Source organism: Kutzneria sp. NPDC052558 (assembly GCF_044547355.1).
Classification (GTDB): domain Bacteria; phylum Actinomycetota; class Actinomycetes; order Mycobacteriales; family Pseudonocardiaceae; genus Kutzneria.
The window spans coordinates 12,920-38,915 of the sequence record NZ_JBIUAG010000007.1 but is presented as its reverse complement, the minus strand read 5'-3'; the positions used below and the strand labels follow the sequence as shown (position 1 = coordinate 38,915).

At 71.9% G+C, this 25,996-nt stretch carries 23 protein-coding genes; 16 read left to right on the top strand and 7 right to left on the bottom strand.

Going from position 1 to position 25,996, the window contains the following annotated elements; all coding sequences use genetic code 11:
- Nucleotides 1-33 precede the first annotated feature (33 nt).
- The 8 genes from ACIG5F_RS14465 to ACIG5F_RS14430 are packed head-to-tail and all read left to right on the top strand — an operon-like array spanning nucleotide 34 to nucleotide 7,982.
- Nucleotides 34-849 (top strand): glycosyltransferase family 2 protein, encoded by an 816-nt coding sequence (locus tag ACIG5F_RS14465; RefSeq protein WP_396518145.1) that lies wholly within the window; start codon nucleotides 34-36, stop codon nucleotides 847-849.
- Nucleotides 846-3,005, top strand: coding sequence for a glycosyltransferase (locus ACIG5F_RS14460; RefSeq protein WP_396518144.1), 2,160 nt, complete (start codon nucleotides 846-848; stop codon nucleotides 3,003-3,005). Before ACIG5F_RS14465 ends, ACIG5F_RS14460 begins: the two co-directional genes overlap by 4 nt.
- Nucleotides 3,002-3,343: a hypothetical protein gene (locus ACIG5F_RS14455; RefSeq protein WP_396518143.1), complete on the top strand. Its 342-nt coding sequence runs from the start codon at nucleotides 3,002-3,004 to the stop codon at nucleotides 3,341-3,343. The genes ACIG5F_RS14460 and ACIG5F_RS14455 overlap by 4 nt, the downstream gene beginning before the upstream one ends.
- A complete protein-coding gene (locus ACIG5F_RS14450) occupies nucleotides 3,340-4,587 on the top strand; it encodes a lipopolysaccharide biosynthesis protein (RefSeq protein WP_396518142.1) in 1,248 nt (415 codons plus the stop codon). Before ACIG5F_RS14455 ends, ACIG5F_RS14450 begins: the two co-directional genes overlap by 4 nt.
- Nucleotides 4,584-6,311: a hypothetical protein gene (locus ACIG5F_RS14445; RefSeq protein ID WP_396518141.1), complete on the top strand. Its 1,728-nt coding sequence runs from the start codon at nucleotides 4,584-4,586 to the stop codon at nucleotides 6,309-6,311. Before ACIG5F_RS14450 ends, ACIG5F_RS14445 begins: the two co-directional genes overlap by 4 nt.
- Complete coding sequence (locus tag ACIG5F_RS14440) at nucleotides 6,308-6,835, top strand: acyltransferase (protein WP_396518140.1); 528 nt, start codon at nucleotides 6,308-6,310, stop codon at nucleotides 6,833-6,835. The genes ACIG5F_RS14445 and ACIG5F_RS14440 overlap by 4 nt, the downstream gene beginning before the upstream one ends.
- The gene (locus ACIG5F_RS14435; protein WP_396518139.1) at nucleotides 6,832-7,047 is read left to right on the top strand and encodes a hypothetical protein; all 216 of its coding nucleotides are present in this window, start codon (nucleotides 6,832-6,834) and stop codon (nucleotides 7,045-7,047) included. Before ACIG5F_RS14440 ends, ACIG5F_RS14435 begins: the two co-directional genes overlap by 4 nt.
- Complete coding sequence (locus ACIG5F_RS14430) at nucleotides 7,044-7,982, top strand: family 16 glycosylhydrolase (protein WP_396518138.1); 939 nt, start codon at nucleotides 7,044-7,046, stop codon at nucleotides 7,980-7,982. The genes ACIG5F_RS14435 and ACIG5F_RS14430 overlap by 4 nt, the downstream gene beginning before the upstream one ends.
- Before the next feature lie 223 nt (nucleotides 7,983-8,205).
- Here the strand turns inward: ACIG5F_RS14430 and ACIG5F_RS14425 are convergent, their stop codons facing one another.
- Nucleotides 8,206-11,643, bottom strand: a complete 3,438-nt coding sequence (locus ACIG5F_RS14425) for a BTAD domain-containing putative transcriptional regulator (protein ID WP_396518137.1) — start codon at nucleotides 11,641-11,643, stop codon at nucleotides 8,206-8,208.
- A gap of 169 nt (nucleotides 11,644-11,812) precedes the next feature.
- Between ACIG5F_RS14425 and ACIG5F_RS14420 the strand changes: the two genes are divergently transcribed.
- Nucleotides 11,813-12,496 carry a hypothetical protein gene (locus ACIG5F_RS14420; protein ID WP_396518136.1) on the top strand — a complete coding sequence of 228 codons (684 nt, stop codon included), beginning with the start codon at nucleotides 11,813-11,815 and terminating at the stop codon, nucleotides 12,494-12,496.
- Here the strand turns inward: ACIG5F_RS14420 and ACIG5F_RS14415 are convergent.
- Nucleotides 12,480-14,147, bottom strand: a complete 1,668-nt coding sequence (locus tag ACIG5F_RS14415; RefSeq protein ID WP_396518135.1) for a methyltransferase — start codon at nucleotides 14,145-14,147, stop codon at nucleotides 12,480-12,482. The genes ACIG5F_RS14420 and ACIG5F_RS14415 overlap by 17 nt on opposite strands.
- 18 nt (nucleotides 14,148-14,165) lie before the next feature.
- Entirely contained in the window at nucleotides 14,166-15,314 is a 1,149-nt protein-coding gene (locus ACIG5F_RS14410; RefSeq protein WP_396518134.1) for a 4-hydroxybenzoate 3-monooxygenase, read from the bottom strand.
- Between the two features lie 251 nt (nucleotides 15,315-15,565).
- On the opposite strand from ACIG5F_RS14410, the gene ACIG5F_RS14405 reads away from it, so the two are divergent.
- On the top strand, nucleotides 15,566-16,927 hold the full coding sequence (locus tag ACIG5F_RS14405; protein ID WP_396518133.1) for an NAD-dependent succinate-semialdehyde dehydrogenase: 1,362 nt from the start codon (nucleotides 15,566-15,568) through the stop codon (nucleotides 16,925-16,927).
- A 95-nt stretch (nucleotides 16,928-17,022) separates the two neighbouring features.
- A complete protein-coding gene (locus tag ACIG5F_RS14400) occupies nucleotides 17,023-17,583 on the top strand; it encodes a hemerythrin domain-containing protein (protein WP_396518132.1) in 561 nt (186 codons plus the stop codon).
- Between the two features lie 66 nt (nucleotides 17,584-17,649).
- Here the strand turns inward: ACIG5F_RS14400 and ACIG5F_RS14395 are convergent, their stop codons facing one another.
- Together ACIG5F_RS14395 and cei are read right to left on the bottom strand one after the other, a co-directional pair.
- Entirely contained in the window at nucleotides 17,650-18,219 is a 570-nt protein-coding gene (locus ACIG5F_RS14395; protein WP_396518130.1) for an HAD family acid phosphatase, read from the bottom strand.
- Nucleotides 18,220-18,291: 72 nt separating this feature from the next.
- Nucleotides 18,292-18,924, bottom strand: coding sequence for an envelope integrity protein Cei (cei, locus tag ACIG5F_RS14390; protein ID WP_396518129.1), 633 nt, complete (start codon nucleotides 18,922-18,924; stop codon nucleotides 18,292-18,294).
- Nucleotides 18,925-19,240: 316 nt separating this feature from the next.
- Between cei and ACIG5F_RS14385 the strand changes: the two genes are divergently transcribed.
- From ACIG5F_RS14385 to ACIG5F_RS14375, 3 genes are all read left to right on the top strand, one after another.
- Nucleotides 19,241-19,972, top strand: coding sequence for a G1 family glutamic endopeptidase (locus tag ACIG5F_RS14385; protein ID WP_396518128.1), 732 nt, complete (start codon nucleotides 19,241-19,243; stop codon nucleotides 19,970-19,972).
- A gap of 261 nt (nucleotides 19,973-20,233) precedes the next feature.
- Nucleotides 20,234-22,633: a BTAD domain-containing putative transcriptional regulator gene (locus ACIG5F_RS14380; protein ID WP_396518127.1), complete on the top strand. Its 2,400-nt coding sequence runs from the start codon at nucleotides 20,234-20,236 to the stop codon at nucleotides 22,631-22,633.
- A 58-nt stretch (nucleotides 22,634-22,691) separates the two neighbouring features.
- Nucleotides 22,692-23,153: a MarR family winged helix-turn-helix transcriptional regulator gene (locus ACIG5F_RS14375; protein ID WP_396518126.1), complete on the top strand. Its 462-nt coding sequence runs from the start codon at nucleotides 22,692-22,694 to the stop codon at nucleotides 23,151-23,153.
- Nucleotides 23,154-23,157: 4 nt separating this feature from the next.
- Here ACIG5F_RS14375 and ACIG5F_RS14370 read toward each other — a convergent pair whose 3' ends face one another.
- Nucleotides 23,158-23,571 carry an SsgA family sporulation/cell division regulator gene (locus tag ACIG5F_RS14370; RefSeq protein ID WP_396518125.1) on the bottom strand — a complete coding sequence of 138 codons (414 nt, stop codon included), beginning with the start codon at nucleotides 23,569-23,571 and terminating at the stop codon, nucleotides 23,158-23,160.
- Between the two features lie 102 nt (nucleotides 23,572-23,673).
- Complete coding sequence (locus tag ACIG5F_RS14365) at nucleotides 23,674-24,288, bottom strand: LuxR C-terminal-related transcriptional regulator (protein ID WP_396518124.1); 615 nt, start codon at nucleotides 24,286-24,288, stop codon at nucleotides 23,674-23,676.
- Nucleotides 24,289-24,447: 159 nt separating this feature from the next.
- Here ACIG5F_RS14365 and ACIG5F_RS14360 point away from each other — a divergent pair, with 159 nt between their 5' ends.
- Together ACIG5F_RS14360 and ACIG5F_RS14355 are read left to right on the top strand one after the other, a co-directional pair.
- The gene (locus ACIG5F_RS14360) at nucleotides 24,448-24,858 is read left to right on the top strand and encodes a PaaI family thioesterase (RefSeq protein WP_396518123.1); all 411 of its coding nucleotides are present in this window, start codon (nucleotides 24,448-24,450) and stop codon (nucleotides 24,856-24,858) included.
- On the top strand, nucleotides 24,855-25,958 hold the full coding sequence (locus tag ACIG5F_RS14355) for a cytochrome P450 (RefSeq protein ID WP_396518122.1): 1,104 nt from the start codon (nucleotides 24,855-24,857) through the stop codon (nucleotides 25,956-25,958). The genes ACIG5F_RS14360 and ACIG5F_RS14355 overlap by 4 nt, the downstream gene beginning before the upstream one ends.
- The last annotated feature ends 38 nt before the right edge of the window (nucleotides 25,959-25,996 follow it).

Here is a 25,996-nt window from a genome sequence, read left to right as displayed (position 1 = left end):
CGAATCCACTTCGTCGAGGTTGGTTACGACATCATGACCCGTAGCGAACGCCCCACCGTGAGCATCGTCGTCCCGGCCCGCAACGAGGCCCGCAACCTGGAGGCGGTGCTGCCCGAGTTACCACCCGTGCACGAGGTCGTGCTGGTCGACGGGGACTCCGTCGACGACACCGTGGCCACCGCCCGTCGCCTGCTGCCGGGCGTGCGCGTGGTGCGCCAGACCCGTCGCGGCAAGGGCAACGCGCTGGCCTGCGGCTTCCTCGCGGCCAGCGGCGACGTGATCGTCATGTTCGACGCGGACGGCTCGGCCGACCCGGCGGAGATACCGGACTTCGTGGCCGCGCTGACCGCGGGCGCGGACTTCGCCAAGGGCACCCGCTACGGCGCGGCCGGCGGCAGCGAGGACATCACGCCGCTGCGCAACCTCGGCAACGCCGGCCTCAACGGCATGTCCAACGCGCTGTTCCGGACCCGGTTCTCCGACCTGTGCTACGGCTACAACGCCTTCTGGCGCGACATCGTGCCGGTGCTGGACCTGCCGGCGATCGAGCGCGTGGCGCCGGACGGCGGCCTGCTGTGGGGCGACGGCTTCGAGATCGAGACGGTGATCAGCTGCCGGGTCGTCGCGGCCGGGCTGCGGGTCACCGAGGTGCCGAGCGTGGAGCGGCGGCGGATCCACGGCGAGAGCAACCTGCGGACCTTCAGCGACGGCTTCCGGGTGCTCAAGACCCTGATCGCCGAGCGGAGACGGGCGACGCTGCTGGGCCGGGCCCGCAGAGCGGGCATCACCACCCTGCGGCCGCACCTGCCGGCGCCCCGGTTCGACCTGGCCGAAGACCGCGCGTCGTGACGGTCACGGTTGTCGTCTGCGCCTACACCGAGCGGCGTTGGCCCGACCTGGTCGCGGCCGTCGAATCCGTTGCCGCGCAGACAGTCCCGGTCGACCAGCTGCTGCTGGTGATCGATCACAACCCGGCGCTGGCCGAGCGGGCCGTCGCCGAGATCCCCGGCGTGACCGTGCTGGCCAACGAGAATCGGCGCGGACTGTCCGGCGCGCGCAACACCGCGCTGGCCCACGCCACCGGCGACATCGTGGTGTTCCTGGACGACGACGCGTCGGCCGCCGGCCCCGACTGGCTGTCGTCGCTGCTGGCGCCGTACGAAGATCCGCTGGTCATGGCGGTCGGCGGCGCGGCGACGCCGTTGTGGCCGGGCGAGCGGCCGGTGACTCTGCCGGTCGGGCCCGGGGAGGCGGCGCGCGGCGAGCTGGACTGGGTCGTGGGCTGCACTTACACCGGGCAGCCGGTTCGGCTGGCCGAGGTCCGCAACCTCATGGGCTGCAACATGTCCTTCCGCCGCAAGGTGTTCGACGAGGTCGGCGGCTTCACCGAGGACATGGGCCGGGTCGGCGCCGTGCCGGTCGGGTGCGAGGAGACCGAGCTGTGCATCCGGTTGCGGGGGCACGATCCGTTGGCGCGCATCGTGTTCGAGCCACGGGCCTTGGTGCGGCACCGGGTCAGCTCGGACCGGCTGACCTGGTCGTACCTGCGTCGGCGGTCGTGGGGCGAGGGCATTTCCAAGGCCGCCGTGTCCCGGCTGGTCGGGGCCGAGGCGGCGTTGTCGACCGAGCGGGCTTACACGTCGCGGATCATTCCCGCGGCGTTTTTCCGTGAGCTGCTGCGGTTGCACGTCGCCGGGGCGGCGGCGCTGGTCGTGTCGGTGCTGTTCGCGGCGGCCGGATACGCGCGGGGGAAGTTCGTGCGCACCACCCAGGAGCTTGGGCAGGTGTCGGTGGGGGAGTGGGATCGGTCCACTGAGGACCCTCCTCGGTTCCCTTACCCAGCACGGGTCTTGATTCGCGACGGGCTGACGGTGATCGGCGAGGTGATGGTGGCCGCCGGTGCGGAGCCGGACGAGCTGGCGGATGTGCCGGCCACGGAAGAAGAACGCCGGCTGACGCCGTCGGTGACGGTGGTCGTGCCCAGCGCCGGGCGGCCGGAGTTGGTGGCTCGGTGCGTGCGGTCGGTGCTGGCCACGCAGTATCCGCGGCTCGAGGTCATCGTCGTGGACAACCGGCCGGAATCGCCGGCCCTGCGGGAACTTGAGGCCTTGGACGCCCGCGTGCGCTATGTGCCGGAACCGGTGCGGGGGCTGAGCAACGCCCGCAACCGGGGCGCGGCCGAGGCCTCGGGGGAGATCGTCGCGTTCACCGATGACGACGCCGTGGTGGACCGGCTGTGGCTGGACCGGCTGGTCGCCGAGTTCGCCGATCCGGCCGTGGACTGCGTGACCGGTCTGGTGCTGCCGTACGCGCTGCAGACGCCGGCGCAGCAGTGGTTCGAGCAGTGGGGCGGGTTCGGCAAGGGCTTCCGCCGCACGCGGTTCGACGCCCGCGGCGCGTCCGGTTCGGACGATGTGCGCACCGGGCCGCTCTATCCGTTCGCCGCCGGGCTTTTCGGCTCCGGCAACAGCATGGCCTGGCGGGCCATGTCCTATCGGGAGCTCGGTGGCTGCGATCCGCTGCTGGGGGCCGGCAGCGCCACCAAGTCCGGCGAGGACCTGGAGCTGTTCATCCGGCTGGTGCGCAGCGGCGGCGTGCTCGTCTACACGCCGCATGCCGTGGTGCGTCACGAACATCGACGCTCCTTCGACGACCTTATCGGCCAGATGCGCGGCTACGGCAACGGTTTGCTGCCCCTGTTCGCCGTCTACGTGGGGCGGCGGCCCAAGGAGCTGCTCGCCGTGGCGCGGCGGGCTCGGGGCGGGCTTCGGCACCTGTTGGCCGGTGACTCGGCGCGCAACCGCAACCGGGCCAACGACTTTCCCCCGGAACTGGCCAAGGCGGAGCTTCGGGGCGTGCTGTCCGGGCCGTTCTCCTTGCTGCGGGGGCTGTTCACCGCGCCTCGGCGTCGCCTCGGTCTGCCGGAGCCGCTGGCGACCGCGGCGGTGCGCGAGGCTGAGGTGAAGGCCCCGACGCCCCTGAAGTTGTTGCGGGGTGGGCGATGACCGACCTCATCCTTCGCCGGCGGACCGCCTCGGTGATGCTGGTGGTGGCGGCGTGCACCGCGCTGTCGGTGCTCGTCGGCGTGGGCGGGACCTGGCGGCTGGTGCTGACGGTGGCGTTCGCCTTGGTGGTGCCAGGATGGGCGGTGGCCGCCTATGTCCGCCCGTGGCGGCAGTCGTTCGTCTGGACCGTGGCCGTGGCGGTGAGCCTGGCGTTGTCGATCCTGTTGAGCCAGGCGATGTTGACGCTGGGCTACTGGCACCCGGAGCGGGCGCTGCTGGTGTTCGCGTTGGTGAGCATGGTTCCGCTGACGCATCACCTGCTGCGAGGTGCGCGATGACGGCGGTGGCGGCGGACAACCGCATGGTGCGGGATGGTCTGGCGCTGTCGGCCGGGGCGGCCTTCACGTCGGTGGCTGGACTGCTGGGCTGGGTGATCTCGGCCCGCCTGGTGCCGACGGCCGAAGTCGGCCTGACCGCGGCCTTCACGAGCGGTTTCCTTCTGGTGTCAGGGGTGACGCAGGTCAGCCTCGGCCCGGCGGTGCTGCGGTGGCTGCCGCGGGCGGGCGGCCGCAGCGGCGCCTTGCTGCTCCGCACGTACGCGGTGGTGATGGCCGGGGCGGTGCTGGGATCGTTGGTGTTCCTGGCTTTCCCGTCCGGCCGACAGGCCGCGGCGGCGGTGCCGGGCTGGGGCGCGCCGCTGTTCGTGGTGGTGACGCTGGCCTGGGCGGTGTTGCAGTTCCAGGACCCGGTGCTGACCGGCCTGGACCGGGCCGGCGCGGTGCTGGTGAAGAACCTGGGCTTCGGCATCGGCCGGATCGGGGTGCTGCTGCTGGCGGCGTCCCTTGGCGCGCTGGGCATTCTGCTGTCGTGGGCGGTGCCGACGATCTTGGCGGTGCTGGGGGCGACGGTGGTGGTCGTGACGGCCTCGCGCCGCCGGGACCGGACGCTGCCCGGCGGTGTGCTGCCGGATCGGCGTGAGGTGGTGGGCCTGCTGGGCCCGACCTATCTGGCGTCGATCGGCCAGTCGCTGATGTACTACCTGGTGCCGCTGATCGTCACGGCCCGGTTCGGCCCGGCGCCGGGGGCCGTGTTCTTCGTGGTGTGGACGGCGGTCAACGCCGTGGACGTGGCGGCCACCGGGTTCGTCAACTCGCTGGTGGTCCGGATCGCCGGCGAACCGCACCGGGCCAAGGAGCTCGCGAAGCTGGCCGGCAACCGGCTGGTCGTCCTGTTCGGACCGATGATCGTCGTCGGCGCGCTGCTGGCGCACCCGTTGCTGACGATCTTCGGCAGCGACTACGCGGAGCTGGGCAGCACGGCGTTGGTGCTGGTGCTCATCGCTTTCGCGCCGCGCCTGCTGATCCTGCTGGCGGTGGGCGTGTTCCAGGCCGACGGCCGGGGCGTGCCGGTCGCGGCGTTCCAGCTGGCCGGCGCGGCGGTGATGCTGCCGGTGGCGGCGCTGCTGCCGACCGGTTCGCTGGCGCCGATCGCCGTCGGATTCCTTGTTGTGCAACTGGCGGTGGCCGCTGTCGCCGCCGTGACGCTACGCCAACGACTTGCGCGTCAGGAGAGCGCTGCGTGACCCAAACCACTCTTGAACAACGTCCGGTGGAGATCCAGGCGGAACGGTCCACAAGGGACTGGTGGCCGCTCGCGCTGACCGGCGCGGCGGTGCTGTGCTGGCTGCTCGGCTTCCGCCAGATCGACCCGACGACGCTGGGCAGCCTGGGGATCCTGCCGGCGCTGTCGCCGCTGCTGCTCCTGGCCTATCCGCTGCTGGTGGCGGCCTTCGTCACCGAGCTGTCCCGCAACCGACGCACCGCGGTGCTGACGGCGATCACCGTGGTCGCGGTGTTCGCGGTGTACGGATTGCAGCCGGCGGCGGAGCCGGTGGCCCGACTGCCGGTGGCGTGGCTGCACTCCGGGTTCGCCAACTACATCGGCGCGCACGGCGACGTGCTGCACGACTTCGACACCAGGTTCAGCTGGCCCGGTTTCTTCGCCCTGCTGGCGTTTCTGACCGAGGCCAGCGGCCTGCACGACACCTCGGTGCTGCTGAACTGGGCCCCGGTGTTGCTCTCCGGCCTGGCGGTGCTCGGCGTCCGCGCGATCGCGGTGGCCATCGTGGGCCCGGGCCGGGCGTCCTGGCTCGCGGCGTGGATCTTCCTGGTGGCCAACTGGACCGAGCAGGACTACGCGTCGCCGCAGGGAACGACGTTCGTGCTGCTGTTGGCCGCGCTGGCGATCACGTTCCAGCATCTGGTCGCCCCGAGCCCGTTGGCGGCCCGCCGGGCCGACGTCCGGCGACCGCCGGCCCCGAACAACTCGGCCGGCGACCGGCTGCGGGCCGAGGGACTTGTCGTCCTGTTGGCGATGGCACTCGCGCCGACCCACCAGCTGACCCCGTACCTGTTGGGCGGCCTGCTGATCGTGCTGGTGCTGTGGGGCCGGCTGTGGGCGCGGTGGCTGCCGGTCGTGGTGCTGGCCCTGGCCGTCGGCTGGTTCGTGTTGGCAGCGCGGGAGTTCTGGATCGGGCAGCTGAGCGTGATCACCGGGTCGCTGGGGGACCTCAGCTCCTCGGTGGACCAGGGCATCGGGCAGCGCTTCGTCGGCAACACCGGCCGACAGGCGATTCTGTTGGCCCGTATGGGCATCACCGGCGCGGTGGCGGTGTTGGCCGGCTGCGGGGTGCTCGTGCTGCGTCGGCGCGGCAGCAAGTCCTTGGTGCTGGTGGCGCTGGCGGCGGCCTCGTTCGGGCTGGCGGTGTTGCAGCCGTACGGCGGGGAGATCTTCATCCGCTGCTACCTGTTCGCGCTGCCGTTCTTCGCGGTGCTCGGCGGCATCGCCCTGAACGCGCTCACGAAACGCTTCTACCTCACGGGATTCGTGCTGGGGCTGGCCATACTGGCGACCGTCACGGTCCGCGGCGGCAACGACGCCTACGTGGCGTTCACCAAGGCCGACATCACTGTCGTGCAGAAGGCCTACGATCTCGCCAAGGACGGCCAGAGCATCGGCACCGTCGTGTCCTACGCCCCGCTGGAATGGCAACGGGTCGGGGACGTGCGCCAAGTGTCCGCGGAGGACAGTTGCGCCGTGTTCCCGAACACCGAATCCTGTGTGCTCAAGGCCAACCTGGACTACCTGGTGATCAACCACGCCCAGGACTCCTACGGCGCCGTCTACTTCGGAGCGCCACCGGGCTGGACCTCCCGACTGGCCGACCAGCTGGTCGCCGACGGCCGCTACGAGCGCGTGTTCACCGAGGACGGCAGCCAACTCCTGGCCCGGAAGGGGGCGCGATGAGCCTGGCCCGCCGACTGCTGCGCGAGGCCCGCATCGACCTGTGGGCGGCGACCCTGGGCGTGCTGGTGAACACCGTGCTCGGCAGCAACGTGGTGCCGAGGCCGCTGCGCTGGTTGGGGTACAAGGCTTTCGGGGCCCGGATCGCAACCCCGAACATCTTCCCCGGGGCCAAGCTGCTCGGGCCGATGCGGCACGTCCGGATCGGCCCCGGCACGTTCGCCAACCGCGAGCTCTACCTGGAGGCGGTGGCCCCGATCGAGATCGGCCGCGACTGCCAGCTCGGCCCACAGGTGATGATCGTGACCTCGCACCACGACCGCACGCCCGACGGCGGCGTGTCCAAGGCGCCGCGCGGTCGGGCCGTGCGCATCGGCGACCGGGCGTGGATCGGCGCGCGGGCGATGATCCTGCCCGGGGTGACCGTCGGCGACGACGTGGTGATCGGGGCCGGTAGTGTCGTGACTCGCGACTGCCTCGAACCCGGCGTCTACGTCGGGTCGCCGGCACGGAAGGTGGGGCCATGACGGAAGCGACTTTCGTGGTGTTGGCCGCGATCCTCGGCCCGATCTGGCTGGCGGTCATCGTCGTCCGGACGGTGCTGGCCGAGCGGGCGGCCGAGCCGGGCGCGCCGTTGGTCCGGCCCCGCCCGGTGCGGTTGCTGGACCTGGCCGGCCTGGTGCTCGGGGCCGTGCTGTTCGCGGTGCTGATGGGCCGGATGATCGCCGCCCTGGGATGATCCGGCTGCTGGTGGCGCTGATGCTGCTCGGGTCGACGCTGCCGCCGGCCTCGGGCTGGCAGCTCGTGGCCCGCGACGACTTCGACGGGCCGCTGCCGGCGCACTGGTCGGCGTACGACGGCGATCCGACCTGTTGCGCCGCCACGTTCTGGCGGCCCGGCCAGGTGACGACCGAGGGCGGCGACCTCAAGGTCACCTCCAGCCGGCAGGCCGACGGCAGCTGGCTCAGCGGCGGCCTCAGCGCCGCCGGCTGGCCGGATGCCGTCCGCACCTACGGCCGCTACGAGGCGCGGATTCGGCTCGACCGGGGCACCGGTGTCAGCGGCGTCGCCCTGCTGTGGCCGGTGGCCGACCACTGGCCGCCGGAGATCGACTACTTCGAGGTGTGGGGCAAGGATCCCGGCCGTGGCACCGACACCATGACCACGCACCGCGCCGGCGACAACGTCCAACAGGCCGACGTCTATCACGGCGATCTCAGCGGCTGGCACACGATCGCCGTCGACTGGCTGCCGACCTCCATCCAGTACGAAATGGACGGTGCCGTCGTCGGCACCGTCACCGACCGCTCGCTCATCCCCACCGAGCCGATGTGGCCGGCGTTCCAGACCCACGTCGAGCTGTGCCGGGACGTGTGCCCGAACGCCAGCACGCCGTCGTCGGTGAGCCTCTGGGTCGACTGGATCGCCATCTATCGCCCGATCGGGTCCCCTTCGACCAGCACGACCACACCGCCCCCGACCACGACAACACCGCCGCAGACCACGACCGGACCACCCACGACCACCCCGTCGACCAGCGTGCCGACCTCGCCGCCGCCGGTCGTCGCCGCGCCGCCGCCGAGCCCCGACTGGGTGCCGCCCTTCCTCGGCCTGATCGCCGCGAGCGCCGCCGGCGGGCTGCTCGTGCTGTGGCTTCGCCGGCGACGCTTATGATCTGTTGTCGTGGCAACGGCTTCGACGTGCGAATGCGGTCATGCGCTGGCAGCGCACGAGCACTACCGGCCGGGAAGCGACTGCGCGCTATGCGACTGCCGGCGCTTCCGTGACGCCGACCAGACCCACGACACGTGGCTGACCCGCCTGGCCAAGGTTTTCCGCCGCTAGCCCCGACACCTCTCCGCCAAGATCAAGGGACCGGTCCTGGCATGAGGGGGCGCTAGCCGCAGACGGCGGCTTCGGCCCGGCGGATGTCCCAGGCGGCCCCGAATCCCCGGTACAGGTCGAGGCAGGTGGCCAGCACGTCCTCGGCCTCGTCCCGACGGCCGGCGGCGGCGAGCAGGATGGCCCGTTCCTCCAGGGTCTGGGCCAGCTCGAACACACGGCCCACGGCCCGGTAGTGCGCGGCCACGGGAACGAGGGCGTCGGCGTCACGGTTGATGACGGCCCGGCAGCGCGCGGCGGCGGCGTCGGCGCGGGCGGCGGTGGTCTCACGGTGGGCCTCGGCCTCGCACGCGGCGGCGGCGTCGCGCGCGGTGGCCATGTCCCCGTTGTCGATGGCCATGCGCACCAGCTCGGGCAGCCACTGGTGCCGCAGCATCATGCCCTCGTACCGGGGGTCGAGGATGATGCCCAGCTCGGCGATGGCGTCGGACAGCCGCCCGGCCCGCGCGGCGGCCATCGCCTTGGCCGCCACCAGGAAGTCGCAGTTCTCCCGGTCGGCCTCGCTGACCACGGGCAGGTTCAGCCCCGCGTCCAGGTGCCGGTCCAGCCGCACGACGTCGTCACGGTGCGCGGCGATCAACGCCCCGACGCCGTGCAGCAGCAGCACGGGACCGCCCTCGCGCAGCCCGTAGCCGGTGAAGTCGGGGGAGTCGCCGAGCGCGGCGGCCAGGTCCCGCTGCGCCTCGTCCCACTGCCCCAGCCAGTACCGGTGCACCGCGCCGGCGACGTGCAGGCCGGCCAGCGGCGTGCTGTGTCCGGCGAGCTCGAACGCCATGCGCAGGTCCTCGCCGGCCTCGTCGAGGCGGTCCAGGCACTGGAGCGTGAACATGCGGTTGTCCAGCAGGACCAGCCGCAGGTCGGTGAGGCTGATGTCGGTGCCGACGATGTCCATGGCACGGTTGAGGAATTCGACCCCACGGGCGTAGTCCCGCCGCACGGCCTCGACCTGCCACAGCACCTCCAGCGACTGCCCCACGGTGAAGGCGTCGCCGACCTCCTCGCCCAGATCGACGGCCCGCTGCGCCGTCACCTGCGCGATCTGCATCTCGCCCACGCCCGCGCGCTGCACCAGCGCCAGCAGCGACATGAGCCGGGCCCGCCACAGCTGCGGCAGCCCCGTGTCGGCGAGCGCCTCCTCCAGCATCGCCAGCGCGCGTTCGGGCTGCGACGCCCGATACGGCACGTAGGCCAGCACCCAGCGGATCTCCGCCGCGAGGTCCGCGTTCTTGAGGTGCGGCAACGCCTTTCGGCCCCACTGCTCGGCGTCGACGTCACGGCCGAGCCGGAACAGCACTCTCGACAGGTGCGCCATCAGCGGCGCCCGCCGCGCGTCGTCGATGGACACGGTCTCCAGCACGCGCTGGAGCAGCTCGACCACAACCAGCGGCGCACGGTGGTGCAGCACCGGGGCGGCCTGCGCGAGCCACTTCGCCGCCCACGGCCCCATGCCGGCCTCGGCGGCCAGCAGCTGCTCGGCGACGTGCTCCTCGGGCACGCCGGCGTCGGCCAGCGCCTGCGCCGCCTGGTAGTGCAGGGCCACGCGCAGCGCCGACGGCGTGCCCTCGTACAGGGACTGCCTGATCAGCGGATGCCGGAACGCCAGCCGCAGGCCGGCGTCGCGCAGCACCCCGGCGGCGATCGCCTCCTCGAACGGCTGCACCAGCGAGGACACCGGCTTGCCCACCACCACCGACAGGTCGACCACGCCGAACTCGCCGCCGAGCAGCGCCGCCCACCGCAGCACCTCACGCGTGGCCTCGGACAGGAAGCCGAGCCGGCCGGTCACCGCCGACACCAGCGATCCCGGCACCCGCTCGAACGCCTCCGCCGGCACCTCCGCGGTGTCGGCCTCGACCCGCACGACCCGCTCCCGCATGAGGGCGTCGGCGATCTCCCGCACGTACAGGGGATTGCCGCCGGCCCGGCCGGCGATCTCCCGCAGTCTCGGCCCCGGCGGCGCGCCGATCAGCTTGCCGACCATGCCGGCCACGGCGTCCAGGTCCAACGGGGTCAGCCTCAGCACAGCGCCGCCGAGGCTCTCCGTGTCGCGGCGCAGCTGGTCCACCTCGGGACGCTGGTGCGCCGGCCGCGTCACGCCGACCAGCAGCAGCGGCAGCTTGTCGGTCAGCTGGCACAGCCGGTGCCACACCTCGAGACTGGACTCGTCGGCCCACTGCACGTCGTCGAGTCCGACCGCGAGCGGGCCGCCGGCGCACAGCTCCTCGACCAGCGCCACCAGTCGGTCGATGGTGCTGAAGATGCTGTTGCCGCCGCCGACGATGGACTGACTGGCCTCGCCCTCACGCAGCGAATGGGCCAGCGCCACGCGGCGCGGATCCGTGGACTGCGGCGTCACGTCCAGGCAGTCGAGCATCGCTCGCAGCGGGAAACGTTGCCCCAGCGTGTCAGCGACGGCGTGCAGCACCTGGCAGCCGGCCCACTGGGCGTGCGCGAGACCGGCGGCGAGCAGGGCGGACTTGCCGATGCCCATCTCACCCTCGATCCACACGGTCCGCCCGCGGCCGGCGCTGACCTCTGCGACGGCCGTGCGCAGCGTGTCCATCTCGGCGTCGCGGCCGACAAGAGCGGGCGTCGGGGGAGGCGTGGTGGGCGTCGGCACGCGCACGGAGATCGCCGGGGCGTCGTCCAGTTGCAGCGACGGATCGTTGGCGAGGATGCGTTCGTGCAGCTCCTGGAGCTCCCGCCCCGGCTCCACGCCCAGCTCGTCGATGAGCACCTGCCGGGCGTCACGGAACGCCGCGAGCGCCTCGGCCTGGCGGCCGCAGCGGTACAGCGCCAGCATCAGCAGCGAGCGCGGCCGCTCACGGATCGGGTACTCGTGCACCAGCGCCGCGATGTCGGCCACGGCGGTCGTGTGCTGGCCCGTGGCCAGCGCCGCTTCCGAGCGCAGCTCACGCGCCACCACCCGCAGCTCCGCGAGGCGGCTGCGCTGCGCGAGGGCGTACGGACCGGTCACGCCCGACAGCGCCTCGCCCTGCCACAGCGACAGCGCCTCGTCCACCGAGCGCAGCGCGCCGGCCGGGTCACCGCCGGCCAGCTGGTTCTCGGACCGCTGCCGCAGCCGATCGAACCGCACCACGTCCAGGTTGTCCGGCGCGAGCTGCAACCGGTAGCCCGCGCCCTCCGACGCCAGCAGCCCCGAGGAGTCGCGGCGGCCGCGGTCGGGTTCCAGGGCCTTGCGCAGCGACGAGACATACGTGTAGAGACTGCCCTCGACGGTCGCCGGCGGGTTCTCACCCCACACGCCGTCGATCAACTCCTCCCGGGACACGACCGTCGACGTGCGCATGGCCAGCATCGCGATGACCGCCCGGGGCAGCGGCGACCCGAGGGTGACTTCCCTGGTCCCGGCCCACAGCCGCACCGGCCCGAGCAGCTTGGCCCGCAGCTCGGGTGTCGGTTGACTCGTCATCAGGAATCACTCCGCCGGCTCGCCTGTCACGATCACCGCACAGTGTCACTTATCGGGCACCGCACGTGCCACAACCGGTTCTGGAGACGGTGTTGAGAACGTTTGAAGACCGGTCCTCAACCCTGTCCAGGTGGGTGGATGTGGATTGTGCGTTGAGGTGGGCGGCGGGGTGGACGACTCCGGCGCGTGGCGGTCGGACGGGCACGCATTTGTGACCGCCCGTACGACGCTCGGGGACGTGGTGGGCTTCTCCACCGCCTGCTTCACGCCGTCCGAGTTCACGGTCGCGGCCCTGGCCTGCCAGGCCTACGGAGGCAACGCCGTGGAGATCGAGTGCGGGGAGTCGGCGTGGACCGACGCGCTGGTGCACGCATGTGAACAGCTTCGGGTCCACGGGCTGCGGGCCTCGCTGCGCGCGCGGTGCGCGGTCGAGCCGTTGCTGCGGCTGGCCGTGCCGGTGACCGTGGCCGCCGACCTGCCACTGGGCGACGCCCCGCTGAGCCATCTGGTGCAGCTGCGCAACACCGCCGACGCCGACCTCGTGGAGAAGGCGCTCGACGCGCACCCCGAGACGTCGTTCTGCCTGGACGCTTCGCTGGCCTTCGCGCACGGCGGCTTCACGCGGCTGCGGGCGTTGGCCGGAGACCACGCCGACCGGCTCACGCAGGTCGCCGTCGGCGCCGTGGACGACGACCCGCACCTCCATGACCTCGTGCAGGCCTGCTTCGACGCCGCCGGCCGGGCCGTTCCGGTGCTGGTGGAACGGCCCGGGCCGATCTGGTCGAGCACCCTGTCCGACGAGATCGGCCGCCTGCGGGCGCTGTCGCGACGCTTCCTCACGCCGTACCGGTGACGGCCTTTCGGGCGCGCAGCACGTACGTGTCCAGGGCCAGCGGGATCGTCGCCGTGAGCTCGAAGCCGGCCGCCGCCAACAGCTCGCGGTAGTGCGACTCGGTGCGCTCCCGGCCGCCGACGTTGCACAGCATGTGGATGTCCCACGGCACCGCGAGCGACTCGGTGTCGTGCCCGGCCGGCAGCAGCCGCTCGATCACCATCAGCTCGGCGTGCTCGGGCATGTCCGCCGCCAGGTTGGCCAGGATGCCGTGGCACTGCTCGTCGTCCCAGTCGTGCAGGATGCGGGACAGCAGGTAGGCGTCGCCGGTCGAGGGCACGCCCTCGGTGAAGTCGCCGGGCGTGAGCGTGCAGCGGTCGGCCACGGGGGCCAGGGTCGACTCGGCAGCCGCCAGCGCGTGCGGACGTTCCAGCAGCACGCCGTGCGTGTTCGGATTGGCGGCCAGCACGCGGCCCAGCAGCTCGCCGTTGCCGCCGGCCACGTCGACGACCGTCTGCATCTCGGTGAAGTCGACGACGCGCACCAGGTCCGCGAACACCGCGTTGCTGGCCGCCATGGACTGGTGGAACAGCTCCGCCAGCTCGGGGTCGGCGGCCATGTGGCGGAAGTGGTGCTGGCCGAAGACCTTCGCGTACGACTCCTCGCCGGTGCGCACGGCGTCGGTGAGCGCGGCGAACGAGCGGTAGAAGGGGCCGCCGTACATCAGCGCGAGCGCCCGCAACGAGCCGTCGACGTCCGTCCGCAGCAGCGCGCCCAGGTCGGTGAGCGCGTGACCGTCGCCGGCCGTGCGGACCAGGCCGAGCGTGGTCAGGTAGCGCAGCAGGCGGCCGAGGCTGTCCTCGTCGGCCCCGGTCGCCGCGGCCAGGCCCGGTAGGTCAGACCTCGTCACGAGGTGGTCGGGCAGGTTCAGTTCGACGGCGGCGTTGATCGCCTGCGTCGCCCACGCGCCGGTCATCAGGCGCAGCAGCCGCGTGCCGACCGCCGACTCGCGCTGGTGCGTGGCCAGCAGCCCGGGATACCGGCCGGCGCTGATCAGCTCCAGGCGGCGGTAGGCCGGGCCCGGGTGGTGGGCGTCGCGGAAGTACAGGACCGTGTTGTCCTCGTGCTCGTTGTAGCCACCCCCGTCCGGCTGCATGCGCGTGGCCACCGCGGTGCGCAGTCCGGCCAGCAGCACCGGGTCGGCGTGCGGCACGGCCAGCGCGAAGTGGTTCTCCCGGCCGTGCCGCCGCTCGTCGGCGGCGACGTGGGCCAGCTCCGGCGGCGTGATCATGGCGAAGATCTCCAGCTCGGCCGGGCTGCCCAGCCGGTCGGTCAGCCGCGCCCGCAGGATGCCCACGGTCAGATCGGGCAGCGGCACGCCGTAGCGGGTGCTCAGCCGCTGGCGCACCACCACGCTGGGAAACATCGGCCCGACTTGGAGGCCGTGGTGTGTCAGCTCCTGCCGCAGGCCCTTGAACGTGCTGGGAAACACCAGCACGGCCGCGTGGGTGAACCGGGTGTACCGGGTCAGGGCGGCCCGGTCGGCCGCGTGCAGCTGGGGCATGGCCTTGCTGATGACCGATTCCGTGTCATTGGTGCGGATCAGCGCCGTCACCATGTTCAGGCGGTCGAGGTCCTCCGGGGCGAGCGCGGGCGCGATCGTCGCGGTCATGTTGTGCACTCCAACTGGTCAGATACCGACGTAGTTCTCAGCGAAGAAGTCCTGGTGGGCGCGGGAGTCCCGGAGGCTGTCCAGCCGGGCCCGGCGCAGTAAGCGCTGGAACTGCGCGTCGGGGCCGTCGGCCGGCCCGTGCAGCAGGGTGATCATCCAGTGCGAGAACTCCTGGGCCCGCCAGATGCGCGGCCGGCAGGTCGTCGAGTACGCGGCCAGGGCGCGTTCGTCGTCGCGGGCCAGCGCGTCGGTCAGGGCCCCGGCCAGCAGCTCGGCCTCCATGATCGCCAGGTTGGCGCCCTTGGCCGCGGACGGGCTGATCAGGCTGGCGGCGTCGCCGGCCAGGAACAACCGCCCGTGCTGCAACGAATCCACGACATCGGAGCGCAGCCGCACGATCCGGCGCTCGGTGACCGGGCCCTCGCGCAGCGGCCCGAACCGGTCGACCCGCATGCGCAGCCGCAGCTCGGCCCAGATCCGTTCGTCGGGCCAGGCCGCGGGGTCCTCGTCCGGCTCGACCTGGAGGTAGTAGCGGGTGACGTGCGGGCCGCGGGCCATGTGGCCGGCGAATCCGTTGTCGTGCATGGCGTACGTGGTGGTGCCCATGCTCGGCGGGGCCTGCGCCAGCACGGCCAGCCAGGCCACGCCGTGGTCCCGGGCGTGCCGGCCGGCCGGCACGGCCCGGCGGCTGATCCCGTTGCTGCCGTCGCAGCCGACCACGAAGCGTGCCTGGGCCTCGCCGCCGTTGTAGCTGACGGTAGCCGTCTGGGGGTCGATGTGGGTGACGGGCACCTCGAACCGGATCCGGCCGCCGCGGTCGAGGTACTCGGCGATCAGGTCGGTGACGAGGTGCTGCTGCGGGTAAACGGTGTGCACCTCGCCGCGGCCCAGTCGGCTGTAGTCGAGCTCGAATTGCCCGTTACCGTCACGAAAAGCGCAGGTTGCGTGCAGATGTCCATTGTGGAGCATGCCGGCGTCGAGACCGTGCTCGGTGAGCACCCGGGCGCTGTTGGCGCCCAGAAACCCGGCCCTGGCACGGGTCTGCACCCGCGCGCGGCTGCCCCGCTCCAGGATGAGGGTGTCGACCCTGTTGGCGCGCAACAGGTTTCCCAGCACAAGCCCCGCCGGCCCCGCGCCCACGATGAGCACGGTCGCCCGTTCGGCCATGATCGCCCTTGTCTGTCGGATGGTGCACGGGCATCACTGACCGTGTTTGCGGTGACAACTATCGGTGAGTCTTCATGATCTTCCGGGGCGAGAGCTAACAGCGCCGGCCGTGGGGTTGTCCAGTGGGAGCGGGACCCCTCACCTGACCGAGTAATACCCGCCGGTACAGGTCACAGTTGAGCACTCCTGACAGGCCTGTGCATACGGTATACAGTAGCCGGTAGGTGCGAGTGAACGGAGGCCCGCGGTCCATGTACACAGTCACCAATCCCGCCACCGGCGAGCTGGTCGAGCAGCTCCCCAATGACACCGACGCCGAGGTCCAGGCGGCGATCGCCCGGGTCCACGGGGCGTTCGCCGACTGGCGACGACGGCCGGCGACCGAGCGCGCCAAGATCGTGCTGCGGGCCGCCGAGCTGTTCGCGGAGCGCGCCGACGAGCTGGCCGCGATCATGACCCTGGAGATGGGCAAACGGATCAACGAGGGGCGCGGCGAGATCGGCGTGGTGGTGGACATCTTCACCTACTACGGCCAGCACGGCCCGGAGCTGATCGCCGACCAGCCGCTGTCCATCCGCGGCGGCGAGGCCGTCATCCAGAAGACGCCGCTCGGCGCGCTGCTGGGCGTCATGCCGTGGAACTTCCCGTGCTACCAGGTGGCCCGTTTCGTCGCGCCGAACCTGGTGCTGGGCAACACGATCCTGCTCAAGCACGCGTCCATCTGCCCGCGCTCGGCGCTGGCCATCGCCGAGATCCTGCACGACGCCGGCGTGCCGGAAGACGTCTACGTCAACACCTTCGCCGCCAGCCGGCAGGTGCCGGCCATCCTCGCCGACCCCCGGATCCAGGGCGTTTCCCTGACCGGGAGCGAACAAGCCGGCATCAGCGTGGCCGCCGAGGCCGGCCGTAACCTGAAGAAGGCGGTGCTCGAACTCGGCGGCTCCGATCCGCTGATCGTGCTCGACACCGACGACATGGACGAGACCGTCACCAGAACGGCCACGGCCCGGATGCGCAACTGCGGGCAGTCCTGCAACGCGCCCAAGCGGATGATCGTGCTGGCCGACATCTACGACGAGTTCGTGGACAAGCTGACCCGGCGCGTCGCCGAGTACTACCGGCCCGGCGATCCGGCCGACCCCGCCACCACACTGCCGCCGCTGGCCTCGGTCGCGGCCCGGGACGAGGTGGCCGAGCAGGTGGCCACCGCCGTGCGGCAGGGCGCGACGCTGCGGGCCGGCGGGCGACCGGTTGACGGGCCCGGCGCCTACCTGGAGGCGACCGTGCTCACCGACGTCACGCCGGAGATGAACGCCTACTACGAGGAGATCTTCGGTCCCGTGGTGCTCGTGTTCCGTGCGGACAGTGAGCAGGAGGCCATCGCCATCGCCAACGACTCGCCGTTCGGGCTCGGGGCCAGCGTCTGGGGCACCGATGCGGAGCGCATGCGCCGGGTGGCCGAACAGATCGAGTCCGGAATGGTGTATCTCAACAGCGCCGGCGGCTCACAGGCCGATCTGCCGTTCGGCGGCGTCAAACGGTCCGGCATGGGCCGTGAGCTGGGGCCGGCCGGAATCATGGAGTTCATGAACCAGAAATCCATTCGGCTGTAGACCGTTCGGGTAACAACGGTGGCACTTGTGTCCGGACACAGACCCGTTTCGCCGTTTTCTGCGTGAGTCATGGCATCCGCACTTGGGAGGGTGCCATGACCGCCGTCACCGAACGTCGCAGTTTCACCAGCCGCCAGGTATTCCGGCTGCACGCCCTTTTCCGCCGCGAAGTGGGCCGCAACGTCGACCTGGTGCGCGCCGTCGCCCCGGACGACGTCGAGCGCGCCCAGGTCGTCGCCGCGCGGGTGCGGCTGGTCGACAACGCCGTCTACCGGCACCAGTGCGCCGAGGACATCCTGCTGTGGCCGCGGCTGGTGGGGGACAAGCCCAGCGAGGCCGACATCATGGTCGACGTCATGGTCCGCCAGCACCGGGCCCTGGACGCCATGTCGCTGGCCGTGCAGGCCGCCATCCTGGCCTGGGAGGACGAGGCCACCGCCGAGCGCCGCGACCAGCTCGTGGACATCCTGGAGCGCTTCGCCAACGCCCTCGGCGAGCACATCTGCGCCACCGAGCTGTTCGTCGTGCCCCTGCTCGAACGCTTCCTCTGCGCCGCCGACTGGTCCGGTGTCATCCGCTTCGGCCTAGCCGCCTGCGACCCCGACACCGCCCACCACCTCACCGCCCTCCTCCGCGAACCCCGTGAGTCCCGCTGAGCGACATACCGAACTGCTGAAACAGTTTCAGCAGTTCGGCATGTCTGTGGGCGGGACTCGCGAGGGTCAGCGCAGGGCGCCGTCGTAGTCGGGGAGCTTGAAGGTGCGCTCGGCGTGGCCGCCCTCCAGGTCGGTGGTGTTGTTGCCGATGTTGGCGACGATGGTGAAGCCCTGGGCCTCGATCGCCGCGCGGGCGTTGGTCTTGTTGACCTGCACCGGGTCGGTGTTGAAGTTCGGCCGCAGCGACAGGCCGTCCACCGGGTAGCCGACGGCGGTCAGGCTGCTCTGGGTCACCGAGCGGAACAGCTCCGGGCGGTCGGTGATGAAGAAGATGCTGGCGCCCTTGGCCTTGGCCTGCTGGATCATGGCCAGCACCGGCGGGATGGCCGGCATGGTGATCGGGTGGTAGTGCGTCTCCAGCGAGGTGTTGTCGATGTCCAGCACGATGGCGAGCTTGCCGGGGCTGGACAGCCGCTGCTGGAGGTAGGGCGACGCCTGGTTGGTCACGGCGGTGACGTCGGACAGCCACTGCGCCTCGCTCGGCGCGGCGGCCGGGGCGGCGTTCGCGATGCCGGCGCTCAAGGTGAGCAGGCCGGCGGCCAGGCCGACGACGGCCAGCCGGAGAGTGATCTTCATAGGTGGAAGTTGAACATTGAACCGCCCCCGGGGGCAGGGCTGAGGGCGTGAACTCTATCCATATCGCCAGTGTCAGCAGTGCCCCGGCCGGGCCGCGGCCAGCAGCGGGGCGTTCAGCTTGGGCGCGGCCGGATCCTGGTTGAGCAGACCGCCGGACGGCGCCGGATGGCTCTGGTACCAGGCGGTCAGATCGGTCAGGACCTGGTGCGCGGCAGTGGTGACGACCAGCCCGTTGAAGCCGGTGCCGATGGCGAAGTCGACGGTCTGGTCGGTGCGGTCGTCCCGCACCAACTGGGCGCACGGCACCAGCATGCTCAGCATCCGCGCCCCGCTCACACCCTGCGCGCCGAACCGGATCTGTCCGACGCAGTTCATGTTGCCCAGCGGGTAGGCCGGGTCGGTGGCCGGCGGCGCGGCCGGCTGGAAGCCGAGATCGGTCAGCTCCGCCGACATCAGGCTGGCGGCCCCGCGCGCCGAGCTGGCGTTGATCACGCGCACCGCGACCTGCCCGGGCGGGGCCGGCGCGACCTGGTCCAGATCGTGGTAGCCGACCACCGAGACGCCCGGTTTCATCGGAGTGCAGCCGACGGACTGGTCGATCGTGGGCACGCTCTGGAACACCCGCACCCAGACCACCGTCGAGGCGATCAGCAGCAGGCTGAGCAGCACCAGCGAACGAGTCCGCCGCCAGCGTTTCGACCGCACGTCACCACCCTCGCCCCGCCGACGCGTGTGCCGTCGGATCCTAGTGCCAGATGATCACTATCGGGTGACGATCCGGGGAGGTCGAGCCGAACTCGCGCGCGCAGGTTTCCGCTGTCACGTCAGTGCGGGTCGAAATCGACCATACCTCGCCAATGTGACAAGCGGACCTGCGGGAACTTCCAACCTGTCCGGGTACCCACGGCGGAGAACCGAGAAACCCTCCGATCGCAGGGTGCCAGCCGACCGGGCGTTCGGTCAGAGTCGACGCACCGGCGGGGCCACTCGGCCCCAACCCTGCATCCGGAGGTTCTGCACTATGCGAGCACGTCTTCTCGCGTTCGCCGCGGCCGGCGCCGCCACCCTGCTGACCGGCGCCGTCCCCGCAACCGCGAGCGCGTCGGCCGGCTTCGCGCCCCAGCACTCCGCCCCCACCGCCCACGCCCGTCCCCTGGTCGGCGGCAACTTCAACGAGGACGGCGGCAACTGGTCGGGGTGGGTGTCCACCGGCAGCGGCTTCAGTTCGGTCAGCGCCAGCTGGAACGAGCCCGAGGTCACCTGCAACTCGTCCAACGACCTGTACGCGCCGTGGGTCGGCATCGATGGCTACGGCAGCCAGTCGGTGGAGCAGACCGGCGTGGCCACCGACTGCTCGTCCGGCTCGCCGCAGTACCAGGCGTGGTACGAGATGTACCCGGCCTCGCCCGTCTACTACAACGACCCGGTCAGCCCCGGCGACAACTTCACCGCCAGCGTGCAGCGCAGCGGCACCAGCTACACGCTCACCATCAGCGACACCACCAAGGGCTGGACCGAGCACGTCACCAAGTCCTACCCCGGCGCCAACGCCTCGGCCGAGTTCATCCTGGAGTCGCCGACCGGCGCCTACCCGGACTTCGGCACCGTGCACTTCAGCGGGGCCACCGTGGACGGCGCCACCTACACCGGGGCCAACGGCCACGCCCTCGACGCCAGCAACAGCTCCGGCTTCGAGGACCACACCGGCTCGCTGTCCAACGGCTCGTTCGACGTGACCTACACCCAGGAGTGACCTACACCCAGGAGTGATCTGCCGTTGACCCGAGCGGTCCGTTCGCTGTCGCGGACGGGCCGCTCGTCGGCATTTCGGACAGTTGTCGACGGTCGGAGCCGCCCACCTCGCACCGCGATTTTCGGTCGGGTGGGAACCGGATCGGGAAAGGGCGGGCCGTTCGGGTTGGCGGTGGGCGACGATGGGACGGATCTGAACGAATTCTGAACTGAATCGTATAGTTTGGTTCGCCGGTGGTGCGGCGGATCGACGGGCGGAATCGTGGAGTCGGCCTTCTGGTGGACGGTGCTGGGGCCGGTGCGCGGGCGGCGGCAGGGGCGCGAGGCGGGGCTGGGATCGCCGCAGCGGAGGGCCCTGATGGCCTTGTTGCTGGCGCGGGCGGGCCGGCCGGTGACGATGGGGGAGATCACCGGGGCGCTGTGGCGCGGGGACCCGCCGGAGTTGGCGGCGAACGTGGTGCAGGGCCACGTGGGGGCGATCCGGAGGATGCTGGAGCCGGAGCTGCCGCGCCGGGCGACGGGGAAGTGGCTGCTGCCGACGCCAGGCGGCTATCGGTTGGCGATGACCGCGCAGATGCTGGATCTGCTGCGGTTCCGGGAGTTGACGGCGGGACGGCCGACGCTGGGCCACCTGGTCGAGGCGTTGTCGTTGGTGGGCGGGGAAGTCGCGGAGGATGTGCCGGCCGAGGTGCGTTCGCATCCGGTGTTCACGGCGGTGAGCGAGGAAGTCGACGCGGTGCTGCGCACGGCGGCGGACCGGGCGTTGGCGGAGGGCATGGCGGCGGCGGTGTTGCCGATGGTCCGAGCGGCGGCGGCGCGGCGGCCGCTGGACGAGGAGCTGCACGCCCGGCTGATGTTGCTGCTGCACGCGGACGGCCAGCAGGCGGCGGCGCTGGAACTGTTCGGTGAGACAAGGGATCGGCTCCGGCTGGAGCTGGGTGTGCACCCGGGGGCACGGCTGCGCGAGGCCTACCAAAGCGTGTTGATCGACGTGGAGCCGGTGGCGTTCGTAGGCCGGGACGAGGAGCTGAAGGCGTTGCTGGAGCGGCTGCCGCAGCCCGACGAACCGGCGGCGGTGCTCGCGGTGACGGGCATGGCCGGCGCGGGCAAGACCGCCTTGGCCCGGCATGCGGCGCGGTTGGCGGCGGACCGTTTCCCGGACGGCGTCCTGGAAGTCGATCTGAACGGCTCGGTACAGGCGCTGACCACGAGCGAGGCGGTTCGGGCCTTGTTGGGCGTGCAGGACGTCTGCGATCCGGCGGCGCTCTACCGCAGCTCGCTGTCCGGCCGGCGGGTGTTGGTGCTGCTGGACAACGCCCGCGACGCCGAGCAGGCCCGGGAGCTGCTGCCCGGCTCCGACGGCTGCGCGGCGATCGTCACCAGCCGGGACGATCTCTCGGGCCTGGTGGCCTTCAACGACGCCTACCCGATCCGGCTGCGCCCGCCGGCCCGGACGACCCTGACCGAGGATGTGCGGACCTCGTTCTCCCGTTCGTACGAGGCGTTGTCGCCGGCGGCCGCCCGCCTGTTCCACACCCTCGCGCTGCACCCGACCCGGGAGATCGGGCCGATCGAGGCGGCGAGCATGATCGGCGCGCCGCCCGAGCGGACCCGGCCGCTGCTGGCCGAACTGGCCTCGGCGCAGCTGGTCGACGAGTACCGGCCGGGCCGGTACAGCTGGCCGGGAATCGTGCGGGACTACGGCATCGAGTTGGCCACGGCGCTGTCGGCCGGCGAACGGGACCTGGTGCGCCGGCGGCTGTTCGACCACTACCTGTTCAACAACCGGCAGACCACCCGTGTGAAGGTGGCGGTCGTGCCACCGGAGGCGCCGGTGCGGCCGGCCTGCCCCGGCTACGAGGCCGAGCGCCGGATGCTGCGGATGTTGATCACCGAGGCGCTGGCCGAGGGCTACGGCGACTACGTCTGGCGGTTCGCCGGCGTGATCGGCGACCACCTGGACCGCGCCCGGCTGTGGCCGGAGCTGTTGGCCGCCGGGGCCGAGGCGCTGCGGACCGCTGAGCGAAAGGGCGATTTGGCGCAGACGGCCCAGACCATGCGCGGCCTCGCCCGTGTGCACGCGGGGCTGCGCGACTACTCGACGGCCATCGAGCTGATAACCGCCGCGATGCCGATGTTCGTGCAGCTGGACGACCGGAAGTCCTTGGCCGGACTGCATTTGGGGGCGGCTTGGCTCCGGGCCCGGGTCGGGCGGCCGGCGGCCGGCGCGGTGCACGCCGACCGGATGCTGACCCTCGTCCGCCAGGGCGCCGACCCGGCGGAGACCGCGTCCGCGCTGAACGCCGTCGGCTGGTTCGAGGCGCGGCAGGACCGCTACGACGCCGCCGTCGCGCACAGCCGGGAGTCGCTGCGCATCCTCGCCGATCTCGGCATGCGGCGGGCGCAGGCCGACACGTGGGACACCCTCGGTTTTGTCCATCGCCGACTCGGCCGATGGCGGGAGGCGCTGCTCAGCTACCGCCGGGCGCTCTCGCTGCACCGCGAGTTCCACGCCCGGGCCGCCGAGGCCGCCACCCTGCGCCGCATCGCGCGGGTCGCGCCGGACGGTCCCACCGCGCGCGAGGCGCTGGCCGAGGCCGCCGACATCCGGCGGGAACTGGGCGTGCCAGAGGTCCCGAACGCTGACCGTCAGCGTCCCTGACGGTCGGTCGTCCTGGTGTGTGCGATGATCACCCGAAGCACGGATTCGGGAGGCGCGGGTGGGCACGCGGACGGAGCGGAACCAGACCAACCCGGATCTCGGCGTGCTCGCCGGCCGGCTGCTGTTCGCCATCCAGCAGGAGCTGTTCGCCACGCTGGCCACCCAGGGCTTCGACGATCTCCAGCCCCGGCACGGGGCCGTGCTCGCCTACCTCGACGTGGAGGGCGTGCGGGCCACCGACCTGGCCCGGCTGTCCGGCCAGCACAAGCAGGTCATCGGCACGATGGTCGACGAGCTCGAGTCACTCGGCTACGTGCGCCGCAAGCCCGACCCGGCCGACCGCCGAGCCAAGCTGGTCTGCCCCACCGAGCGCGGCCAGGCCCAGATGCGGGCCGCCGACAAGATCATGGCCGCCATCCAGGACCGTCATGCCCGGCGCCTCGGCCGTGACGCGTTCGCCCAGTTCAAGGCCGCTTTTTTCGACGTCAGCGAGCACCAGCGGCGCCGTCGTTTCCCCTGATCGGTCAGCGGCGCGCGGCCATTTTGGCCAGCTCGCCCTCGAAGTCGACCTGGTCCCACTCCGAACCCGGCGCGACCTGCTCGTAGGTCAGGTCGAGGAACTCGGCCAACTCCTCGGCCGGCGCCTCCATGACCGCCGCGCCGTCGGGGCTGTTCAGCACGAACAGCACCAGGTCGGCGTCGAAGACGGGGTTGAGGTGCAGGTCGCCGTCCCCGGCCGGGGCGATCAGGCCGTCGGCCAGCAGGTCCCGGGCGAAGATCCAGGTGACCTCGCCCAGGCCGTGGTGGAACGTCGCGGTGACCGCGTACGGGTCGGTGGGGTCGTAGCTCAGCTCGGCCGGCACCGGGACCGGGCCGCCCAGCATGCCCCGCAGGCCCAGGGTGATGTCGACCTTGACGGTGACGGGTGCGTCGCTCATGGCCCTCGCTCCTTCGGTTGGCGCTCCATCGTTGTGACGCGCCAACTGGCCACTCAGGACGCGACTGAGGCTCAAATCACGCGACCGAGTGAGGTCCGGGTCTCAGATCAGGCCGGTCTGGAGGGCGTGCGCCACCACATGGGCGCGGTTGCGGGCGTCGTAGCGCTGCATCAGGTCCCGGACCAGGCGTTTGACGGTGTGACTCGAGCAGTGCAGGTCCCGGGCGATGGCGGCGGTGTCGGCGCCGTCGGCCAGCAGGGCGAGCAGGCGCGCCTCCCGCTGGTCGAGGCCGCGAGGGCGGCCTTGGTCGCTCAAGTCGGCGAGCAGGCGGGTCAGATGTGACGCCGGCGAGTCGGCGATGGAGCGCTCGGCGGCGATGCGGTGCAGCAGGACGGCGATGCCGGCGGCGGTGGCGTCGCGGCGCGGCAGCAGGTGCACGGGACCGGAGGCGAGGGCCCGGTCCAGCGGGTGGCCGCCGACGGACGCGGTGACGACGAGAACCGCCGGCCGGCGGCGGGAAGCGGCGGCCTGGAGCAGGGCCGCGGCCAACTCGTCGGTCAGGTCGATGGTCACCGCGAGCAGGGCGTCGGCCTGGTCGTGACCGCCCGGGGCGAACCGCAGCCGGGCGCCGGCGGCGGCGATGCCCTCGGCGGCGAGCACGTCGTCGCCGAACAGCGTGAACCACACCGTCGGATCCTCGCGCAGCACGGTTCTCACCACTCCTTCTCGGCCACCGCCCGGACGTTAGTCAGTGGAACTGACGATCGAGTGACCGTCCTGCACCACGAGTGTCGAATCGGTGACCCGTTGGTCGTGCGCGCTGTCCGAGGCCGCCTCGGCTGTGGCCTGATCGGAGACGGAACACGGGAGGAGCCGATGGAGTCGGTCGAACGGCGCTCCGGCCTGGACGTGCTGCGCACGACCCCGCACCCGCCGGTGCCGGCGGGCGGCCGGCCGCGCTGGGTGTGTGTGGAGGAGGGCGATGTGGTGATCGCGGCGGTGCCCCGGGCCACCCTCGCGCTGGCCGGGCTGATCGAAGCGGTGCTGGGCTTCGCGGTCCGCAGCACGCTTCGCCCCGGCGGCGACTACGTGCTGCTCGACCTGCGGGTCAGCTATCTGCGCGCGGTCTCGCCGGCCGTCGGCGAGGTGTACGTGCGCGGCTGGATCCGGGAGTCCGGTCCGCGGGTCCACTTCGCCGAGGCCGACGTCTGCGACGCGGCCGGCGGGGTGCTGGCCACCGCGTCCACCACCTGCCTCGTGGTGTCCCCGGAGGAGAGGACCCGATGAACACGATCACGTCGATGCCGCTGGCCCGGCCCGCGAAATGCCCGTTCGACCCGCCGCCCGAGCTGGCCCGGCTGCGCCGGGAGGACCCGGTGTCGCTGGTGATGACGCCGGCGGGTGCGCCGGCCTGGCTGGTCACCCGGCACGAGGACGCGTGCCGCGTGCTCGCCGACCCGCGGTTCACCGCCCACGGGCCGGACGGGGGCGGGCCGAGCCACCGGGGGACGGTGCGGGACCTGGCCGGCGACGAGCACGCCCGGCTGCGCCGGCTATTGGTCCCGGAGCTGACGATCAGGCGAGCTGACGGTTGGCGGCCGCGGGTCCGGGCGATGGCCGAGGACCGGTCCGAGGCCCTGGAATCGCCGTCCGACCTCGTCGCCGACTACGCCCGGCCGCTGGTCGCCCAGGTGCTGGGCGAACTCGTCGGCCTGCCCGAGGGATTTCCGCCGGACGCCGCCGCGCTGCGGCCGAGGCTGGCCGAAGTCCTCGAGCAGCGCCGCCGCACGCCGACCACCGACCTGATCAGCGGGTTCCTGCGGCAGGCGGCCGTGCTGGCGCAGCCGCCGACGACCACGGAGATGATCGAGCTCGCCACGACGGTGCTGTTCGCCGGCTACGAGACGTCGATCGGCATGTTGTCGCTGAGCGCTGTGGTTTTGCTGGAGGACCCGCGCCGGGTGGAGTCGCTGACCGAAGGCGACGTCGAGGTGACGGTCGCGGTCGAGGAGCTGCTGCGCTACCTGTCCGTGGTCCAGCACGGCGTCGTCCGCCACGCCACCGAGCCGGTGCGGATCGGGAATCATGTGGTGCGGCCGGGGGAGTGCGTGGTGGTGTCGGTGAGCTCGGCCAACCGCGACCCGGAGGTCTTCCACCATCCCGACGAGCTCCGCCTGGCCCGGCCGAGTTCCCGAGCCCACCTCGCCTTCGGCTACGGGCCGCACCAGTGCGCCGGCAGCCAGTTCGCCCGGGTCCTGCTCCAGGAGGGCCTGTCCGCGCTGTTCGGCCCGCGCCCGCACCTGGGGCTGGCCAAGCCTCGGTCGGAGCTGGTGTTCACGGACCGGTCGCCGGTGCACGGTCTGCGGGCGCTGCCCGTGCGGTGGTGAGGATCGTCAGCGGCGCTGACAATCCCGGCGGGTGACCG

What these genes read in the sequence shown, in the direction of transcription:
- ACIG5F_RS14465 (WP_396518145.1), top strand. Translation starts at nt 34, where the DNA reads ATGACCCGTAGCGAACGCCCCACCGTGAGCATCGTCGTCCCGGCCCGC.
- ACIG5F_RS14455 (WP_396518143.1), top strand. Translation starts at nt 3,002, where the DNA reads ATGACCGACCTCATCCTTCGCCGGCGGACCGCCTCGGTGATGCTGGTG.
- ACIG5F_RS14450 (WP_396518142.1), top strand. Translation starts at nt 3,340, where the DNA reads ATGACGGCGGTGGCGGCGGACAACCGCATGGTGCGGGATGGTCTGGCG.
- ACIG5F_RS14440 (WP_396518140.1), top strand. Translation starts at nt 6,308, where the DNA reads ATGAGCCTGGCCCGCCGACTGCTGCGCGAGGCCCGCATCGACCTGTGG.
- ACIG5F_RS14435 (WP_396518139.1), top strand. Translation starts at nt 6,832, where the DNA reads ATGACGGAAGCGACTTTCGTGGTGTTGGCCGCGATCCTCGGCCCGATC.
- ACIG5F_RS14430 (WP_396518138.1), top strand. Translation starts at nt 7,044, where the DNA reads ATGATCCGGCTGCTGGTGGCGCTGATGCTGCTCGGGTCGACGCTGCCG.
- ACIG5F_RS14425 (WP_396518137.1), bottom strand. Translation starts at nt 11,643, where the DNA reads ATGACGAGTCAACCGACACCCGAGCTGCGGGCCAAGCTGCTCGGGCCG.
- ACIG5F_RS14415 (WP_396518135.1), bottom strand. Translation starts at nt 14,147, where the DNA reads ATGACCGCGACGATCGCGCCCGCGCTCGCCCCGGAGGACCTCGACCGC.
- ACIG5F_RS14410 (WP_396518134.1), bottom strand. Translation starts at nt 15,314, where the DNA reads ATGGCCGAACGGGCGACCGTGCTCATCGTGGGCGCGGGGCCGGCGGGG.
- ACIG5F_RS14405 (WP_396518133.1), top strand. Translation starts at nt 15,566, where the DNA reads ATGTACACAGTCACCAATCCCGCCACCGGCGAGCTGGTCGAGCAGCTC.
- ACIG5F_RS14400 (WP_396518132.1), top strand. Translation starts at nt 17,023, where the DNA reads ATGACCGCCGTCACCGAACGTCGCAGTTTCACCAGCCGCCAGGTATTC.
- ACIG5F_RS14395 (WP_396518130.1), bottom strand. Translation starts at nt 18,219, where the DNA reads ATGAAGATCACTCTCCGGCTGGCCGTCGTCGGCCTGGCCGCCGGCCTG.
- ACIG5F_RS14385 (WP_396518128.1), top strand. Translation starts at nt 19,241, where the DNA reads ATGCGAGCACGTCTTCTCGCGTTCGCCGCGGCCGGCGCCGCCACCCTG.
- ACIG5F_RS14370 (WP_396518125.1), bottom strand. Translation starts at nt 23,571, where the DNA reads ATGAGCGACGCACCCGTCACCGTCAAGGTCGACATCACCCTGGGCCTG.
- ACIG5F_RS14360 (WP_396518123.1), top strand. Translation starts at nt 24,448, where the DNA reads ATGGAGTCGGTCGAACGGCGCTCCGGCCTGGACGTGCTGCGCACGACC.
- ACIG5F_RS14355 (WP_396518122.1), top strand. Translation starts at nt 24,855, where the DNA reads ATGAACACGATCACGTCGATGCCGCTGGCCCGGCCCGCGAAATGCCCG.